The 16,571-nt window shown below is 38.3% G+C and carries 19 protein-coding genes and 1 tRNA gene; 11 read left to right on the forward strand and 9 right to left on the reverse strand.

What is annotated here, in order from left to right:
- Positions 1-82 precede the first annotated feature (82 nt).
- A complete protein-coding gene (locus GO621_RS11135) occupies positions 83-550 on the forward strand; it encodes a PIN domain-containing protein (RefSeq protein WP_317163436.1) in 468 nt (155 codons plus the stop codon).
- Between the two features lie 137 nt (positions 551-687).
- Here GO621_RS11135 and GO621_RS11140 read toward each other — a convergent pair whose 3' ends face one another.
- From GO621_RS11140 to GO621_RS11155, 4 genes are all read right to left on the reverse strand, one after another.
- The gene (locus GO621_RS11140; RefSeq protein WP_157567003.1) at positions 688-2,169 is read right to left on the reverse strand and encodes a glycosyltransferase family 39 protein; all 1,482 of its coding nucleotides are present in this window, start codon (positions 2,167-2,169) and stop codon (positions 688-690) included.
- An 87-nt stretch (positions 2,170-2,256) separates the two neighbouring features.
- A complete protein-coding gene (locus GO621_RS11145; protein WP_157567005.1) occupies positions 2,257-2,541 on the reverse strand; it encodes a type II toxin-antitoxin system RelE/ParE family toxin in 285 nt (94 codons plus the stop codon).
- Complete coding sequence (locus GO621_RS11150) at positions 2,541-2,762, reverse strand: hypothetical protein (RefSeq protein WP_157567007.1); 222 nt, start codon at positions 2,760-2,762, stop codon at positions 2,541-2,543. The genes GO621_RS11145 and GO621_RS11150 overlap by 1 nt, the downstream gene beginning before the upstream one ends.
- 99 nt (positions 2,763-2,861) lie before the next feature.
- Positions 2,862-3,824, reverse strand: a complete 963-nt coding sequence (locus GO621_RS11155) for an isopenicillin N synthase family dioxygenase (protein WP_157567009.1) — start codon at positions 3,822-3,824, stop codon at positions 2,862-2,864.
- A 199-nt stretch (positions 3,825-4,023) separates the two neighbouring features.
- Between GO621_RS11155 and GO621_RS11160 the strand changes: the two genes are divergently transcribed.
- Entirely contained in the window at positions 4,024-5,532 is a 1,509-nt protein-coding gene (locus GO621_RS11160; RefSeq protein WP_157567011.1) for a DUF6600 domain-containing protein, read from the forward strand.
- Positions 5,533-5,585: 53 nt separating this feature from the next.
- On the opposite strand, the gene GO621_RS11165 is transcribed toward GO621_RS11160, so the two are convergent.
- The 3 genes from GO621_RS11165 to GO621_RS11175 all read right to left on the reverse strand — a co-directional run bounded on the left by GO621_RS11165 (position 5,586) and on the right by GO621_RS11175 (position 9,102).
- Positions 5,586-5,732: a hypothetical protein gene (locus GO621_RS11165; RefSeq protein ID WP_157567013.1), complete on the reverse strand. Its 147-nt coding sequence runs from the start codon at positions 5,730-5,732 to the stop codon at positions 5,586-5,588.
- Positions 5,733-5,795: 63 nt separating this feature from the next.
- On the reverse strand, positions 5,796-8,558 hold the full coding sequence (locus GO621_RS11170) for a PAS domain-containing hybrid sensor histidine kinase/response regulator (RefSeq protein WP_157567015.1): 2,763 nt from the start codon (positions 8,556-8,558) through the stop codon (positions 5,796-5,798).
- Between the two features lie 471 nt (positions 8,559-9,029).
- Positions 9,030-9,102, reverse strand: a tRNA-Lys gene (locus tag GO621_RS11175).
- 252 nt (positions 9,103-9,354) lie between these two features.
- Between GO621_RS11175 and GO621_RS11180 the strand changes: the two genes are divergently transcribed.
- The 3 genes from GO621_RS11180 to GO621_RS11190 are packed head-to-tail and all read left to right on the forward strand — an operon-like array spanning position 9,355 to position 11,127.
- Positions 9,355-10,101: an MBL fold metallo-hydrolase gene (locus GO621_RS11180; RefSeq protein WP_157567017.1), complete on the forward strand. Its 747-nt coding sequence runs from the start codon at positions 9,355-9,357 to the stop codon at positions 10,099-10,101.
- Positions 10,102-10,154: 53 nt separating this feature from the next.
- Positions 10,155-10,838, forward strand: a complete 684-nt coding sequence (locus GO621_RS11185) for a lipid-binding SYLF domain-containing protein (protein ID WP_157567019.1) — start codon at positions 10,155-10,157, stop codon at positions 10,836-10,838.
- A 46-nt stretch (positions 10,839-10,884) separates the two neighbouring features.
- The gene (locus GO621_RS11190) at positions 10,885-11,127 is read left to right on the forward strand and encodes a hypothetical protein (RefSeq protein WP_157567021.1); all 243 of its coding nucleotides are present in this window, start codon (positions 10,885-10,887) and stop codon (positions 11,125-11,127) included.
- Between the two features lie 268 nt (positions 11,128-11,395).
- On the opposite strand, the gene GO621_RS11195 is transcribed toward GO621_RS11190, so the two are convergent.
- Together GO621_RS11195 and GO621_RS11200 are read right to left on the reverse strand one after the other, a co-directional pair.
- Complete coding sequence (locus tag GO621_RS11195; RefSeq protein WP_157567023.1) at positions 11,396-11,890, reverse strand: nuclear transport factor 2 family protein; 495 nt, start codon at positions 11,888-11,890, stop codon at positions 11,396-11,398.
- A gap of 119 nt (positions 11,891-12,009) precedes the next feature.
- Positions 12,010-12,861, reverse strand: coding sequence for an aldo/keto reductase (locus GO621_RS11200; protein WP_157567025.1), 852 nt, complete (start codon positions 12,859-12,861; stop codon positions 12,010-12,012).
- Positions 12,862-13,015: 154 nt separating this feature from the next.
- On the opposite strand from GO621_RS11200, the gene GO621_RS11205 reads away from it, so the two are divergent.
- From GO621_RS11205 to GO621_RS11230, 6 genes are all read left to right on the forward strand, one after another.
- Entirely contained in the window at positions 13,016-13,912 is an 897-nt protein-coding gene (locus GO621_RS11205; protein WP_157567027.1) for a helix-turn-helix domain-containing protein, read from the forward strand.
- A 310-nt stretch (positions 13,913-14,222) separates the two neighbouring features.
- Positions 14,223-14,561 (forward strand): PadR family transcriptional regulator, encoded by a 339-nt coding sequence (locus tag GO621_RS11210; protein WP_157567029.1) that lies wholly within the window; start codon positions 14,223-14,225, stop codon positions 14,559-14,561.
- Positions 14,558-15,139, forward strand: coding sequence for a hypothetical protein (locus GO621_RS11215; RefSeq protein ID WP_157567030.1), 582 nt, complete (start codon positions 14,558-14,560; stop codon positions 15,137-15,139). The genes GO621_RS11210 and GO621_RS11215 overlap by 4 nt, the downstream gene beginning before the upstream one ends.
- A 104-nt stretch (positions 15,140-15,243) precedes the next feature.
- Positions 15,244-15,381, forward strand: a complete 138-nt coding sequence (locus GO621_RS11220) for a hypothetical protein (RefSeq protein WP_157567031.1) — start codon at positions 15,244-15,246, stop codon at positions 15,379-15,381.
- A 108-nt stretch (positions 15,382-15,489) separates the two neighbouring features.
- Positions 15,490-16,074 carry a type II RES/Xre toxin-antitoxin system antitoxin gene (gene parS, locus GO621_RS19295; RefSeq protein WP_198170221.1) on the forward strand — a complete coding sequence of 195 codons (585 nt, stop codon included), beginning with the start codon at positions 15,490-15,492 and terminating at the stop codon, positions 16,072-16,074.
- 9 nt (positions 16,075-16,083) lie between these two features.
- On the forward strand, positions 16,084-16,542 hold the full coding sequence (locus GO621_RS11230; protein WP_157567032.1) for an RES family NAD+ phosphorylase: 459 nt from the start codon (positions 16,084-16,086) through the stop codon (positions 16,540-16,542).
- Positions 16,543-16,571 lie beyond the last annotated feature (29 nt).

The raw sequence follows: 16,571 nt of genomic DNA on the forward strand, positions 1-16,571 counted from the left end.
GAACCACAGCAGGAAGTGAATGGCAAGGAGATTAGCTAGTACGCGGCTTTTAATTTAATAATAAATTTCGTATTTTTATTTAGTGAGACAAAGGCTTTATATAGATACTTCTGTTTTTGGAGGATATTTTGACGATGAATTTGAAGAATTTACGAAGCCGCTTTTTGTAAGAATATCAAAAGGTGATTTTGTATTACTATTTTCTACTGTAACACAGGATGAATTAGAAAATGCACCATCTAATGTTCGGAATTTAGTTGGAAGCTTAAAAGCTGAAAACACAGAATTTGTTGAAGAAACTGAAGCGGCAGTTGAATTAGCAACTCGATATATTGATGAAAAAGTGGTTGGAAAAACAAGTTTTGCCGATTGTTTGCATATCGCTTTAGCCACCGTTTGTGATGCAGATTTTTTAGTAAGTTGGAATTTTAAACACATAGTTAATGTTCAAAGAATCATAGGTTATAATGCAATTAATATTAAAAGCGGATATAAACATTTAGAAATTCGTTCACCAAGAGATTTAATGACATATGAAGGCAAAAGTTAAGAAATTTGATTCGGTAAAATATATGCGGGAGCAAAGAGAAAAGCTAAGCGAAAAGTTAGCTAATATGACAAAAGAAGAAATAGTAGCTTATTTTAAGCGAAAAAGACTTGAGAATACCGTGAAGCCTTCCGCATAAATTATTGCTTCACCGGCCGGTACTCTAAACAATAATAAACCCAAAACTTCCGGGCGTTTTTACTGCCGTTTTTAATGATGATCGGCTCCAGCTCCTGTACATGTTTAAAATAGGTTTTTAACTCCGCCGGAATATTTCCGTTTTTAGCAGTGTTTTTAAAACCCGGGTCAGAATCTATAAAAAGCGCATTTTTACCTGCTAAAAGAAGCACGTTATCGCCAACATAATCAAACTGCAAAGCCGACTGATGGAAAATGTTTTGTGCGTATATTTTTTGCGGCAGGAAAAAACGCAGTTCGGCGCTGGTTTTATAACCATCGGCAGAAAAAATGAATGTATCGGGATAGTTTTTTTGAAGGATTTCCACCTGGTTGGCTAATTGTTTCCAGCCAAACCAGGTATCATCGCTTTTTATGGGAACGGGATAAAAAATAACTTCAACAGCAAAAGCGAGGTGCAAAATGGCGGCGATCAGGATATTGATCTTTGCTGATTTTTGGGAGATAAAAACAGCAAGAAAGATAAAACCGGTAAGATAAGCGGGCATCATCCAGTTGATCTTCACCCAATAAAAAAGGCTGATAAAGAAGAAACCCAAAAACGCAGGCAGAAAAAAGCATAGTAAAAACAGTATCTCGTTATTTGGCAAACGCCATTTTGTGAATACTTTTTTGATGATCTTAAAAGTTAAAAGTACCAATCCGCAGAAAACCACAGGCAGTAAAAGGAACATTTGTGTTCCTACAGTTCCCAGAAATAATTTTGGTTTAAGCTGAAATTTGACAATATCACCGGTCCTGCCCGACGACTGGAACAGGAAAGAAACGAAATGATGCTGATAGTTCCAATAAAAAACCGGGAAAGTAACCAGTACAGAGATAATCAAACTTAACCAAAACCAGCCGGAAAGCAATAATTTCCGGTATTTCCGGGAAAAGATCAGGAACAGGATCAATCCGATTTGCAGCAACACAGCTGTGTATTTACTATCAAAAGCCAAACCCATTAAAAGTCCGGCAAGCAGCCAGTACATTTTTTGCTGCATAAAAACAGCATGGTAAAGTGCAATTAAGGATAAGCTCCAGAACAGTAAAAGCGGAACATCCGGCGTGGAAATGGTGGATAAAACGGAGATCAGAAAAGTAGAACCGAGCAATCCAATAGCTATATTTTGTTTTTGTTTTGACAAGAAACAACCTGCCAGTTTGTAAAATGCAAGTAAAGTAATGCTGGTTACAGTAAAATCGGCAAGCTTAATTACAAAAACAGATTTGCCAAAAATCGTGGTAAAAAGCCGGAGCAAATAACCAATCATCCCGGGATGATCAAAGTAGGAAAGTGCTAAATGTTCTCCGTAAAAATCGTAGTAAGCATCCTGCGGCATCAACCCGAAAAAAGGCAGCAATAGCAGGCGGAAAAGCTGGAAAGCAAGCAGAATGGCTAAAAAAGGGTATTGCTTGTAGAAGTTGTTGATGAAATTCATTTTTAGATGATGCAATTTAGAATAATAAACTGGTTAACTAAGCAACGTTTATTAACCTCTCAAATCTAAAAATGAGTTTATATTCTTTTAAAATCGAGTAGAATTCCTGCTTGTGTGAAATACAGCATTGATGATAATTTGATCGCCAATGATTTCGTAAACGATCAGATAAGGAAACCTGTTTAGTTTACCAAAACGAAATTTTCCGGAAAAACGGATGGCAAACAAAAAAGGGTTTTCTGCAATCGTATTCAAACTTTGAAAAACTTCCTGAAGAAATTCGCTTCCTAAGCCTTTTTGCTGTTTATCATACCATGCAAAAGTATCAGCAAGATCATTTCTTGCGGCTGTACTTATCTCAAGATTGTACATCAATCCTGAAAGTTCAAAGAAGATTTCACCTCTTCTATAGAATAGGTTTTCATGTGTCCGGACTTATATTCGCTTTCTCGATTCAAAATTTCCTGTTTTTGTTCGTCAGTCAACAGCATGTCCTCATTATCCAAAACATTGCGCACCTGCTGTTTTTCATTTTCGTTTAAGTTTTGAATAATCTCAATTAATTGGTTAATGGAAAGGTTTACTGAAATCATGTTACAAATTTAAGATTGTTTTTACTTGTTCACTTTGGCAGGGATTATAAAAGAAGCTTGGCAGACGCTTTCCTGATGCTTCTTTTACCACCCTAAAATCTACATCTTTAAGCCAATCTCCCTTAAACGTTCATCCAGGTATTCGCCTGCGGTTGCATCAGGATAAGCTTTCGGATGTGCTTCATCAATACAAGTATCCAGACAAGCCAGGCTAACGGTAGATTTTGGATGAAGAAAAAACGGAACAGAATAGCGGGAGGTTTTCATCAGTTCCCTTGGCGGATTTACCACACGGTGTGTAGTAGAACGCAGTTTATTATTGGTTAAACGCTGCAGCATATCGCCTACGTTCACTACAATATCTTCGCCATGTGCTTTTACCGGGTACCATTCGCCTTCACGCGTTAACACTTCCAGTCCGTCGGCACTTGCACCAATTAACAAGGTGATTAAATTGATATCTTCATGCGCACCGGCACGAACAGCATCATCCGGAACTTTTGAAGGGTCTTCAATTGGAAAATAATGGATGCCACGCAAAATAGAATTGCCGTTATGCACTTTATCGTCAAAATAATTCTCCGGCAAATCCAGATAAACAGCAATGGCACGAAGCAAATGTTCTCCGGCTTGTTCTAATTTTTGGTAAACTTCGCGGGTAACCCGGTTAAATTCCGGTAGTTCTTTTACCACCAAATTATCCGGGTACAGTTCTTTTACCGGATCGTTATCCGTAACCGTTTGCCCTATCTGCCAAAACTCTTTCAAATCCGGTGTTTTAGCGTCTTTTGCTTTTTCGCGGCCTTTGCTGGTGTAACCGCGCTGACCGGCCAGTTCCGGTTTTTCGTAACTTAGTTTAACCTCATCTGGCAACGAAAATAGCTTTTGCACCTGCTCATACAATTTGGCAATGAGCTCTTTACTTAAACCGTGATTGCTAACGGTGATAAAGCCGGTATCGTTAAAAGCTTTGCCCACTTCGTCAGAAAAACGTTTTTTGTCTTCTGCCGGACCATTTATATACGTGTTTAAATCAACACGCGGAATATTTACTGTTTTCATGATGGAACAATTTGCTGATAAAAATACTTATTCTGTTGTAATTGTAACGGCGATGTTAACAAAATATATACTGAAGTTGTTATCTAAAAATGATGGTTAAAAGAAGCATCTTTATTATATTATATACGCCTGATGATTAAACGATAAGGTTTATAATCAGTCGAATAAATATTACCAAAATAACCTGAAGAATCCTATCATGATAAAAATGTTTGGAAAAGCAATAGCTGGCCTAACGCTGGTTTTAGCAATAAGTTGTTGCCTTAATATTGAGGCCGCCAAAGCGCAGCCGGGCGTATCTGTTACTTTTCAGACTTTTTATGATGAACTGGAGCCTTACGGACAATGGATAGAAGACCCTGATTATGGTTATGTTTGGTTGCCTGATGTAAACCAGAATTTTAAACCTTATGCTACTAATGGCCATTGGATTGCTACAGAATATGGCAATACCTGGGTTTCAGATTATGACTGGGGATGGGCGGCTTTCCATTATGGCAGATGGCGTTTTGATGAGAATTACGGTTGGGAATGGATTCCGGGAACAGAATGGGGCCCGGCATGGGTAAACTGGCGCACAGGGGATGATTATTATGGATGGGCACCGCTTGGCCCTGGTGTTGATATTGATGTTTCTATCGGTGCCGGTTATTATGAACCTGATAATTATTGGGTTTTTGCGCCGAGAAGATATATTTACGCACCTAATGTTTACCAATACTATGTTCCGGCAGGGCGTAATATCAATATCATTCGTAATACAATTATTATTAATAATATTTATGCTAATAATAACCGCAGATATATTTTCGGCCCGAGGCCGGATGAAATCCGACGATATACCAATACGCCTGTAACTATTTATAATGTTGGGAACAGAAACCGCCCCGGCGTAGCTGTTATCCGTAATAATACCTTTAATATTTACCGGCCGCAAATTGCAGATAACAGAAATAATGGTGGCAGGCCAAGCCGTATCATTGATCCGGCAAACGTTAATGGCAGGTTCAGGAACAATGGAAGCAGCAATAACGCTTACGGTAATCCAAGGCAACCTGGCAATCAGGGAAATACAGCGGTACAAGGGAACGGTTATCCCGGAAATACCAATAATGGTTTTGGCAGAAACAGGGGAACATCTAATAATAACCCGGTAAATGTTAACCAATTTCCGCAACGTTCCGGTTCAAACCCCACCTATAATAACAATACGGGCAACGGGCAGAATGGTACAAATGTTAATGGCAATAATCCTGTAAGTTCCGGAAACAGGCCTTCAAGGAATAATCAGCCTATTGCAACGCAGCCTGCTACTACTCTGCCCCCGACCAATACAAATCCAACTATTCAGCAAGGTAATTATGGCCGTCCTTCAGGAAATTTCGATATAAACAGAAACCGTACCGATAACCAGTTGCAGCAAAATCAGGTAAATCCGCGGCAAAACCAACCTCAGCAAAACCAGGCGCAACAACAATGGCAGCAGCGTAACCAGCAGCAAAATCAGGTAAATCCGCAGCAAATGCAGCAACATCAGCAAGAAATGCAACAGCGCCAGCAACAGATGCAACAACGCCAGCAGCAGATGCAGCAGCAACGCCAGCAACAGCAAAACCAACAACAAAGGCCACAACAGCAGGAGCGGCCTGCGCGCCAAAATCCGCCGGAAAGACAAAACCCGCCAGAACGACAAAACAACAGAGGTTAAATCTTCTCAGTATGATTACTAAAAAAGCTTCCCGAGGTAACCGGGAAGCTTTTTTAGGTTGAAGCAGGTTTGTGTAAACGAGAAGCAATCAACACACATTTGATGCTTCTTTTATCGGTAAAAAAAATTGGTGTAGTGGCAGCAAAAGCCTGAATATTTATGCTGATTAAATTACTGGTATATTTATAAATTAACCTCAATTTTTAACCGATAAAAACAGTATTAGCTTTACTGGTTTATTGGTTGGAGTAATCATTTGCTTTTTAATCGCTTGTTACTAACTGTTTTTTTAAATAGGGCTTAATTTTATTGTAAAGGCCTTCGGGCGTGTAAGGTTTTAAAAAGTGGTCGGTGAGGCCGTCTTTATACATCACTTCTAAATCTATCCCAAAAACACTTCCGGTTAAAGCAATAATAGGCAGCGTTTGGTATTTTTCTTCAGGTAACTCGCGTATTTTTTTAGTCGCTTCCAAGCCATCCATTACGGGCATTTGCATATCCATCAAAATTAAATCATAATCTTTTTGCATGGCCATTTCAAGCGCCACCAGTCCGTTTTCTGCAATATCTGCCTGGATATTTAGTTTAGAAAGCACTTTTTTTGCCAGCGTTCGGTTAATCATGTCATCATCAGCAACCAGTACCAGTGATGGCCCGTTTTCTTGTTCTTGATTTGGGATGATTGCTTGCATATTATCAGTTGTGCGGTTAAAATTAATGGTAAAGCTAAATTTAGAACCAAAGCCAAATGTGCTTGTAACTTGTATAGTTGACTGATGAAGTTCTATTAACTTTTTAGTGATGGTTAAGCCTAAACCAGTGCCGCCATATTTTCGGGCAGTATCCGTGCTGGCCTGGGTATAAGCTTCAAAAATAGAATCTAATTTATCCGGAGGAATGCCAATTCCGGTATCGGAAATACAGAATTTAATAGTAACGGTTTCCTGGTCTTCTTTTTCGAGTGTTAAAACAAGCTTTACTTCTCCTTCACTTGTAAATTTAACCGCATTTCCTAACAGGTTGATCATGATCTGGTACAATCTGGTACTATCAGCCAGAACAAACTCAGGAATTTTAGCATCTGTAGCTAAATTTAAATTTATTTTTTTCCCATCCAGTTTAAACGTTAAAGTGTGCAAGGTACGTCGGGCAAGTTCTTCCAGGTTAACTGGTATTGCTTCCAGCGCCATGTTACCTGTTTCTATCTTGGTAAAATCTAAAATATCGTTAACCAGTTTTAATAAATTTTCGGACGAGAACTGTAATGTGTTCAGGTTATCAAGTTGATGCGGAGCAGGATGTTCATCAAGCAAAAACCGACTCATGCCGATAATGGCATTAATAGGCGTACGGATTTCGTGGCTCATTACAGAAAGAAAAGTTTGTTTTGCCCGGCTTAGTTGTAAAGCTTCTTCCCGGGTACGCACCAGTTCCTGTTCTGCCTTTTTACGGATAGTTATATCGGTAATAATACTTAGCTGGCGGATTACATTTCCTTCGTGGTCGAACAAAGGGTTGTTGTAGATGGAAAGCCAAACAAGCGTTCCGTCTTTTCTATAAAGTGCAATTTCTATATCATAAGGTTTTTTGTGCAGTACAGCTTTTCTGGCTTTCTGGTATTCTGCAATGTTCGTTTCTTTACCTGTAAACTGGTGTTCTATGGTTAAGCCCTGAAGTTCGCTCAGCTTCCATCCCCAAATTTTTTCCAGCGCTTCGTTCATCCAAATTACCTGCTCTTTTCCGTTTCTGATTAACACGCCTGCTTCTGATTTTTTTACGGCAAAAGAAAGCGTTTGCAGTTCCAGTTCTGTCTTTTTCTGCTCGGTAATATCTGTAATAATCTCAACGCTTCTGTTCATTTCACCCTGTTCATCTAAAATAACAGAGTTCATGATAGAAAGCCAGATTGGTTTTTGTTCCTGATGATAAGCAAGGATTTCGATAGAAAAAGAATTTTTACTGGCTGTTTGTGCTATTGCATATTCCAGGATTTGTTTATCGCTGTCTTTTCCAATAATAATATTTCTTAGTTTGCGGCCTTTTATATCTTTTAATTCATAACCTGTAATTTTTTCAAATGCTTTGTTTACCCATAAAATGTTGTTGTCGGCATCGTTAATTGCTACGCCGTTATTTACATGGCTGGCAACCAGTGATAGCTGCTGCAACTCCTGCTGAATTGCCATTTGGCTGGTTACATCACGGCCGTTAATCAACCATTTACCGTTTGCAGTTACATTGCTCCACGAAAACCATTTGCTTTCGCCGTTTTTGGCAATCATTCGGGTATCAACAATAATCTGCTTTTCGCCACGGTTTAGGGTTTGTTTGAGTTTTTGCAGAACGTTTGCACGGTCTTCAGGATTACAAAAGTCCCAGATATTTCGTCCGGTTATTTCTTCTTTAGTATAGCCAAGCTGTTTTTCTACAGATTCATTAACAAATTCGATCTTACCATTTTGGTTTAATACAAAATGAAGTTCTATAGAATTATTAAACAACGCCTGAAATTTCTGTTGTTCTTTTAACAAAAGCTGTAGCTCATGATTTTTTTTTGCTGCTTCAAAATGCAAAACCACCTCGTTGGCCAAAAACTTTAAGGCTTCTTTTTGTTTTTCATCTAATTCGCGTGTTACTGTATCAAATACACATAAGGCACCTAAAATATAACCATCGGGGTCAATAAGCGGAATGCCGGCATAATACCGGATACCAGCATCACCGGTAACAAAAGGATTGTTTTTAAAACGGCTATCCAGCGTAGTATCTTTTATTTCCAGGATAGCTTCTGATTGGATGGTGTATTTGCAAAAAGAAATCTCTTGGGCAACTTCGCATACATCAATTCCAACCTTTGATTTAATCCATAAACGGTTATCACCAATCAGGTTGATGGCCGCCATAGAAGTTTTGCAGATGTAGGTAGCAAGCTTAGTAATTGAATCGTAATGCTTTTCGGCATCCGTATCCATTATATTATAGCTGAATAATGCTTTTAACCTCTCTTTTTCATTGGTTATTACCATTGCACCAGGACCTGATTTACCAACATAATTGTAATAGTAACTTTATAAGTTAAACTATTACGTATTGCATAAGCTAAGGTTATTAAAATAGAGCCTGTAAAAACAATTTCATGCTGAGGGGTTTCTTGCTTAATTTAAAAAGCACGATACTTCTTTTACCAGGTAAAATATTATATTAAAACCTGGTTTAGTAATTTCAGGTTTTAGTTCCCCCTGATTATAATGCCTGTAAAGCAAGCTTATGATTTTTATTTAAATAAAGTTGCAACTTCTGCCCTTGAAATGTAAAAGGCGAATAACAGTTTTTAGGTGATAAAAGAAGCATTTATAAAATACCAGTAGAAAAATTTTAAACAGTTTTCTTACAAATATTCACCCTGATACTTCTTTTACATAAAAAGAGGGCTGATAATTAAACCAGCCATCTTTGAATTTTTTTAATAATAAAAGCCTTAATAAAAGGCTTTTATGTGACCCCGCAGGGGATCGAACCCTGGACCCAGTGATTAAGAGTCACTTGCTCTACCAGCTGAGCTACGAAGTCGGAATAATAATGCAATAATAAGCATTTATGTATTGTACTGCTTCAAAATAAAAAGCTTTTTTAACGATTTTTACCTGATAAAAACAGTATCTGCAAACGCGGCACCCAAACCTTGGCCTTATAGTAAAAGTGTTTAATAAAAACTATTTTCAGTACCTTAGTTAATCTAGTTATTACCTGTAATAATGCAGCCGCCACTATAGAAGTATAAACCAAAAACCCTGCAGAATGTTAACCACAAAAAAAATTACCATGAAATACTTTTTCCTGATACTGTTTTTACTGCCTTTTTCTTTGGCTTTTGCGCAAGCTGATGTTTTTCCAACTAAAAAAGGCAATCTCGAAATTACGCCCATTTTTCATGCGGCTTTGGTAATGCAATGGAATGGCGTTACGGTTTATGCTGATCCTTATGGCGGTGCAGAAAGATATAAAGGAATGAAAGCGCCTGATGTTGTTTTAATCACTCATGAACATGGAGACCATTTAGATGAAGCTACTTTAAGCGGCCTCGATCTAACTAAAACAGAATTGATTGCACCGCAAAAAGTGGTTGATCAGCTTAAAAATAAAACGTTTGCAAAAATTACAGTTTTAGGCAACGGACAAAATACAACTTTTAAAAACATCAAAATAGAAGCAGTTGGCGCTTACAATATTCCCGAAGAAACCGCAAGGCACAAAAAAGGGGTGGGCAACGGTTATGTGTTAAATTTTGGCGGGAAAAGGGTTTACATTTCCGGGGATACAGACGGAACACCAGAAATGCGTGCTTTAAAAAATATTGATGTTGCTTTTGTTTGCATGAACCCGCCTTATACTATGGATGTAACGCCTGCTGCCGATGCCGTTTTAGCTTTTAAACCCGCAGTAATTTATCCTTACCATTATCGCCAGCCGGGAAATAAGCTGAGTGATATTGAATTGTTTAAAAAATTAGTGAACGATAAAGACCCGAAAATTGATGTACGTTTGCGCAACTGGTACAGGCAAATGTAGTTAATGCAATAAAGTAGGTTTGCATCGGTTATCTATTTATTTAAACTTAAACCATGAAATTAATAACTTCATTAAAACACGTACTTCTTTTACCGTTAATTTTATTTGTAACGACTATTCAGGCGCAGGACAAGCAGCAGCAAAAGCTCGATGCTTCTACAAAAGTGATCCAGGAATTTGGAAAACTTCGCGAAAGTATCCCGAAACAATTGATGCAAAAAACAGAAGGAATCATCATTATCCCGGGATTGATCAATGCCGGATTTGTAGTTGGCGGTAAACGGGGAAAAGGTATTGCAATGATAAAAAACGCAGATGGGACCTGGAGCAATCCTGTTTTTTTAACCATGACTGGCGGAAGTTTAGGTTTTCAGGCAGGAATTCAATCAGTTGATCTGGTGCTGGTTTTCCTTGATAAAACTTCCCTGCAAAATATCGGTAAAAGCAGCTTTACTTTAGGCGGGGATATTTCTGTTGCCGCTGGTCCGGTTGGCCGTAATTCTTCTGCCGGAACAGATTACAAAATGGAATCAGAAGTTTATTCTTATTCGCGCAGCAAAGGGCTTTTTGCGGGCATTAGTTTAAGCGGTTCTTCGCTGGATATTGACCAAAAAGCCAACAGTTCTTTTTATGGCGATGAAGATGGTGCGGCTGCTTTGTTTGCTAATAAAAAAGCCTCGACAGTGCCGGCAGTTAAAACCCTTAAACAAACTTTAACTAATTTGTACCGGAAGTAATTAGGGTACAGCACACCAATTTTATACCGATAAAAACAGCATTGCCATGAACGAAACTACCGGAAAAAACCATCAGGATACAAGCGCTGCCAGCGAGTTTGATATTAATACGATCCTGATTAAAGAATTAGGGATCAACAGTGCCAAGGTTGAAATGATCTTCCGGATGCAGGTAGAAATCCTTGCATTGCTCCAGGATAAAACCACCGAAGAAATTTTGGGCGAAAAGAATGAACGCATCAAAGAACTGGCGCTGGAGTTTTATATTGCCAACAGCAAAAAAATGTAAGTAGAAAGGCATTGGTTTGATGATGGGTTTTGATAAAAAAATTACCTTGTAAAATAGATATGGGGTAAGTACCAGAACAAAATCTAACTTTAAAGTAATGAACCAACAACATAATAGGGCCGATGCTTCTTTTATCGCCTAAAAATGCCGGTCATCGGGTTTTTGATTTACTTAAACGGATGCCAACACCAATTTTTACCTGGTAAAAGAAGCATGGCATCAAGTTTAAACAGCTTTAAAGGCAGAAGTTGTTACGGATAATTTTTTGTCAGTTTGTTATCGGTTTTACCGCTTTAACCGGCCTAAGCAATGTTGAGAAGGTGAGTGAACCCATTTTCCATTTGCCGTTATCTTTAAGATATACCTCAGTCACCATAAAAGCATGTGTAACTTCGTTTCCGCCGACTACTGCTAACAAATCGATATCATTCAGTAGGATGGCCGTGTTACCGAAAATATTTACGGATGCAGCATAGACTGCTGCTTTCTTATACCAAATTCCGCCGCTTTTAATGGTATTTAGCTCCTGGGTCTTGCCCCAGCTTCCGCCCATATGAACAAAGACACATTTTTCATCAAATAGTCCGTTTAAGGTTTCTACGTTTTTGTCTGCCATCCATGCCCATTTTGTTCTGGAAAGATCAAGTATTTCCTGTTCTTCTTTCGTAACTATTGTAGTTGCTGAGTTTGGCAGTTTAGCCTGAGCATTTGATAGCTGCACAGTGACTATACACAGGAACATTCCGATAATAGCTTTTTTCATCATCTTAGGTTTAAGTATTTATGTTGGTTTGATTTTTAGCGATCTTGGACATAGATAAAAACTGCTATTTGGCGTTATGCCAGTGTAGCACGCCGAAGCACATTAATTACGTTGCCTTATTAGTTGTTCAGTTTTCTTTCGCCTAACCATTTCACCATTGCCGGGTCGCGGTGGTCAAAGAAGCTGCTTGCTTTGGTGTCCAAAGTTTTGATGGCTTCCATATCCTCACTGCTCAATTTAAAATCGACGCTGTTTAAGTTTTCTTCCATTCGTTCTTTGCGGACTGATTTTGGGATAGCAACCACGCCTCTTTGTGTAAGCCAGCGAAGGATCACCTGGGCAATTGATTTATTATATTTGTTTCCGATGGAAAGCAAGGTCTCATTGGAAAAGATGTTGTTCTTGCCTTCAGCAAACGGCCCCCAGGATTCGATCTGAACCTTATTTTCCACTAAGAACTTTTGCGATTCGAGTTGCTGATGGAAGGGATGTGTTTCAATTTGATTGACCGCCGGAACAATTTCGTTATGAACAATTAAGTCCATAAAACGGTCAGGATGTAAGTTGCTTACACCGATTGCCCTAACCCTTCCTTCTTTATACAAATCCTGCATAGCGCGCCATTCGCCATAAACATCGCCGTAGGGTTGATGGATCAGATAAAGGTCCAGGTAATCCAGTTGCAGCTTTTTTAGTGAATTTTCAAAAGCCTTTTTTGTTCCTTCATATCCGTCAGACTGTATCCAGAGTTTGGTGGTGATAAACAATTCTTCTCTCGGTACACCGCTGCTTTTGATGGCTCTGCCTACCGCTTCTTCATTCATATAAGAAGCTGCAGTATCGATCAAACGATAGCCAGTTTCAATTGCATCCACTACGCTTCTTTCACATTCTGCCAGGTCTGTTACCTGGAAAACACCAAATCCTAAGATGGGCATTTCAACGCCGTTATTTAATTTAACTTTTTGCATGTTTTTTGTTTTTAACAATGCAAAGATCTGCGATTCTTTTTGGTTAAACAGGATACAGATTACGGATGTTTATACCATTATTACTGATTAACGAATTTATATGGTTAAGAACTGAATAAAGCGGTAATTTTGAATGAGATAAAACGATAGTGATATGGATAACAGGAGACGATTTGAGACAATCAGCGATTACAACGCCTTTAACAATACTAAAACCTTGCACCCGCTTGTAAGTGTGATCGATTTCTCAAAGGCAGCCCCCAGGGAAGGCTCCCGCATGTATTTTGGCTTTTACACCATTTTTCTAAAAGATGTGAAGTGCGGTGATCTGGTGTATGGAAGAAACACGTACGATTACCAGGAAGGTACCTTAGTTTTTCTTGCGCCGGGCCAGGTAGCAGGTGTTAACAGCAATGGAGAAACTTACCAACCGAAAGGGCATGGTTTGGTATTTCATCCTGATCTGATACATGGTACTTCGCTTGGGCGGCATATTCAAGATTATACGTTTTTTGGCTATCAATCCAACGAAGCGCTTCATTTATCAGAAAGTGAAAGGAAAATTGTACTGGATTATTTTTCAAAAATTGAGTATGAACTGGAACATGCCATCGACAAGCATAGTAAAAGGCTGATTGTGTCCAATATCGAACTGTTTTTGGACTACTGTGTCCGTTTTTACGACCGGCAGTTCATCACCCGGGATACTGTACACGCCGGCATTTTAGAGAGGTTTGAAAATCTGTTGAATGATTATTTGAGGTCTGAAAAACCGCAAACTATCGGATTGCCTTCTGTAGCTTACTGCGCTGATGAACTCAATTTATCTCCAAACTATTTCGGTGACTTGGTTAAAAAAGAAACAGGCAAAACAGCCCAGGATTATATACAAGCCAAACTGATTGATATTGCTAAGGAAAAGATGTTCGATACGAGTAAAACAGTTAGTCAGGTTTCGTCTGAACTGGGCTTCAAATATCCCCAGCATTTCGCCCGGCTATTTAAGCAACGCGTGGGTTACTCACCTTTAGAATTCCGGTCGCTCAATTGAATATAATAAAAAAAGGCTTTTGCGGGAATTGTCTCAGAAATTAGCAGTTGTTCTGCAATTGTCTTAATAAACCGGTTGTGATTTCAAATGGATGATGGTGCTTCTTTTAGCACTATAAAATTGCATTTACCACTTTCTGCTGATACAGAAAATTATTGTCTTGCAGATTTTTAGGTGGTAAAAGAAGCATCCCAAATAATTAGAACAAAATTTAAAAAGGTTCTTTAAAAAAGCTTTTGATAAGCATAATGGTTAAGAAAAAACTTTTTTATACCTTGCTTTCTTATGTATCTAATCATACCTTTAGTGAATGAGTTCTAATTCGTTTTTAAAAGGAACACTTCAAACGATTATCCTCAAACTATTGGAGGATAATGACAGAATGTACGGTTATGAAATCTCTCAAAAGGTGAAGGAGATAACAGCAGGTGAGATAAAACTGACAGAAGGTGCGCTCTACCCTGCCTTACATAAACTGGAAGCAGATGGTTTACTTGAAACGAGCACGGAGATTGTTGATGGCCGGGGGCGAAAATACTACCGATTAACCGAACAGGGAGGTAAGGAAGTTATCGGTAAACTGGATGAGGCTCGACTTTTTATGGAACAGTTGCAGGCATTGTTAAACATTAAACCAGCTGTAAGATGATTTTAAATGAAGAACAAAAATCAATCATAAGAACGCTTGTTAGTAACGAGGTTTGCTACCAGGAAACTTACCTGGAAGTGTACGACCACATCATGAGCACTTTGGAGACAAGGGATTCGATAAATGATTTCCAAAAGGCGTATGCTGAGGTATTAGAGGAAGATTTTGGAGGCCACAGCGGTATCGAAAAACTCGAGGAAATCCGTGAAAGGCTAATCAGGAAAGAGATCACGCAAAGAAAATGGAATTTTTTCCGTGAATTTTTTAAAGGCCCTGGAATTATTGTTTCCCTTTCAGCAGGCGTTTTTTGTTATTATGGTTTTCACATCAAACACTTTGCCTACTGGTTATTCTGTATTACTGGCCTCATGACCGTTTTGCCTTTCTTCTTTCTAAGTATCGGTAATTTTTTTATAGGATTAAAGAAGAAAGAGAAGGAAAACAAGAAATCGATAAATGATGATGCCTTATACTCGGCGGCAGTTATGATATTTAGATTTATCGTTAGATTACAGATCATTAGTTTTTTATTAAACGCCATTAGTTTTTTTAATCGGATTAACACCACTAAAGTTTAATTTTACTCATTTTATTATTCCAGTAGAAATTGCACATTTAATTGGAAGTGCCATCTTTCTGTTTGTGACGTTTTATGCCATCGCTGTTTTACGTCTCTATAAAAATGAATTTAAGAAAAGGATTGCTGGAAGAAGTTAAAAACGCATTTGTAACTTCCGGGAAAGAGATCTTCCGTATCAGCTTGCTTTTTAAAAAGGTATTTCTTAAAAAACGAGGATTTGATAAAGGAATGATTTGTTAAGAACCTTCCAGGTACTCCACTAACGGCATCGTAATAAATTTTATTTTAATTTTTTTTATTCGAATATAAAAGTATAAATTTATACTCATAATCGTAAAAAATTACACTGTGAAACCAAGCCAAAAATATAGTAAAAAAGCAGAGGCAAAAGCCGGGCAAAATATCGTTTCAGAAAAAACCGAAGCATATACACGCTCGCAAATAGCTGCATTAGAAGTTCAGGAAGTTGGTGAAGAACGTATTGCCGAGATAAAAAACGATGATAGTTATCTGCATACTACTTCAATAATTGTAGGAAAAACAGACAAAGCCGAATGGCAAATGACCGCTGTGGAAAAAATGAATATGGCACGCAATGGTTTGAGCAAAAGAGACCTGGAGAGCCTTAAAAGTAAAACCAATCTTGATTATGATAAACTCTCCACTTTACTTTCTACAACCAGGGCAACCTTGATTAACAAGAAAGGAACAGAACATTTCAGCGTTGCCCTTAGCGAACGGATTGTAAGTATAGCAGATATATACTCTTATGGCTTTGAAGTGTTTGAAGATGTAACCAAGTTTAATGAATGGGTTTTTAAGCCGAACCGGGCATTAGGAGGAAAACAGCCTTTTGAACTGTTGGACAACCAATTTGGGAGAGAAGAAATAAAAAATTTGATCGGTAGAATAGATTATGGTGTTTACTCTTAAAACACTTGCATGATAGTTTACCGGCTTGGAAGAACAAGATATGCGAACGATTTAACAGGAGAAGGTGCTAAGCTTTTTGGCGGGAGGTGGAATAACAAAATGATCGGCTGCCTTTATACTTCAGAAAGCAGGGCTTTAGCTTTACTGGAATATACCGTTAATGTTAATATAGATGATATTCCGCGGGCTTTAAGCATTACCATAATAGAAATCCCGGATCATTCTATCCGTATTTTGAAAGAAGCAGATTTACCTGGAAATTGGAAACATTCGCCGGCTCCATCTTCAACCAAACAATTTGGATCTAGCTTATTGCTGGCCGCAGTAGAACCTGTTATCAGAGTTCCGTCAATAGTAATCCCTGATGAATATAATTATTTATTAAACCCTCTACATCCGGAAAGCAAGAAATTCAGGATTATTGATCTAAGTGATTTTATATACGATGTCAGGATAAAAACTGTTTAAATATTGGGGTTGGCCAGGTGATGGAATTA

Origin of the sequence: Mucilaginibacter arboris (assembly GCF_009754915.1) — a bacterium.
Lineage (GTDB): Bacteria > Bacteroidota > Bacteroidia > Sphingobacteriales > Sphingobacteriaceae > Mucilaginibacter_A > Mucilaginibacter_A arboris.

Excerpts from the sequence above, each read along its gene's own strand:
- GO621_RS11140 (WP_157567003.1), bottom strand. The coding sequence starts at position 2,169 with ATGAATTTCATCAACAACTTCTACAAGCAATACCCTTTTTTAGCCATT.
- GO621_RS11145 (WP_157567005.1), bottom strand. The coding sequence starts at position 2,541 with ATGTACAATCTTGAGATAAGTACAGCCGCAAGAAATGATCTTGCTGAT.
- GO621_RS11150 (WP_157567007.1), bottom strand. The coding sequence starts at position 2,762 with ATGATTTCAGTAAACCTTTCCATTAACCAATTAATTGAGATTATTCAA.
- GO621_RS11155 (WP_157567009.1), bottom strand. The coding sequence starts at position 3,824 with ATGAAAACAGTAAATATTCCGCGTGTTGATTTAAACACGTATATAAAT.
- GO621_RS11160 (WP_157567011.1), top strand. The coding sequence starts at position 4,024 with ATGATAAAAATGTTTGGAAAAGCAATAGCTGGCCTAACGCTGGTTTTA.
- GO621_RS11170 (WP_157567015.1), bottom strand. The coding sequence starts at position 8,558 with ATGGTAATAACCAATGAAAAAGAGAGGTTAAAAGCATTATTCAGCTAT.
- GO621_RS11180 (WP_157567017.1), top strand. The coding sequence starts at position 9,355 with ATGAAATACTTTTTCCTGATACTGTTTTTACTGCCTTTTTCTTTGGCT.
- GO621_RS11185 (WP_157567019.1), top strand. The coding sequence starts at position 10,155 with ATGAAATTAATAACTTCATTAAAACACGTACTTCTTTTACCGTTAATT.
- GO621_RS11190 (WP_157567021.1), top strand. The coding sequence starts at position 10,885 with ATGAACGAAACTACCGGAAAAAACCATCAGGATACAAGCGCTGCCAGC.
- GO621_RS11195 (WP_157567023.1), bottom strand. The coding sequence starts at position 11,890 with ATGAAAAAAGCTATTATCGGAATGTTCCTGTGTATAGTCACTGTGCAG.
- GO621_RS11200 (WP_157567025.1), bottom strand. The coding sequence starts at position 12,861 with ATGCAAAAAGTTAAATTAAATAACGGCGTTGAAATGCCCATCTTAGGA.
- GO621_RS11205 (WP_157567027.1), top strand. The coding sequence starts at position 13,016 with ATGGATAACAGGAGACGATTTGAGACAATCAGCGATTACAACGCCTTT.
- GO621_RS11210 (WP_157567029.1), top strand. The coding sequence starts at position 14,223 with ATGAGTTCTAATTCGTTTTTAAAAGGAACACTTCAAACGATTATCCTC.
- GO621_RS11215 (WP_157567030.1), top strand. The coding sequence starts at position 14,558 with ATGATTTTAAATGAAGAACAAAAATCAATCATAAGAACGCTTGTTAGT.
- GO621_RS11220 (WP_157567031.1), top strand. The coding sequence starts at position 15,244 with ATGAATTTAAGAAAAGGATTGCTGGAAGAAGTTAAAAACGCATTTGTA.
- GO621_RS11230 (WP_157567032.1), top strand. The coding sequence starts at position 16,084 with ATGATAGTTTACCGGCTTGGAAGAACAAGATATGCGAACGATTTAACA.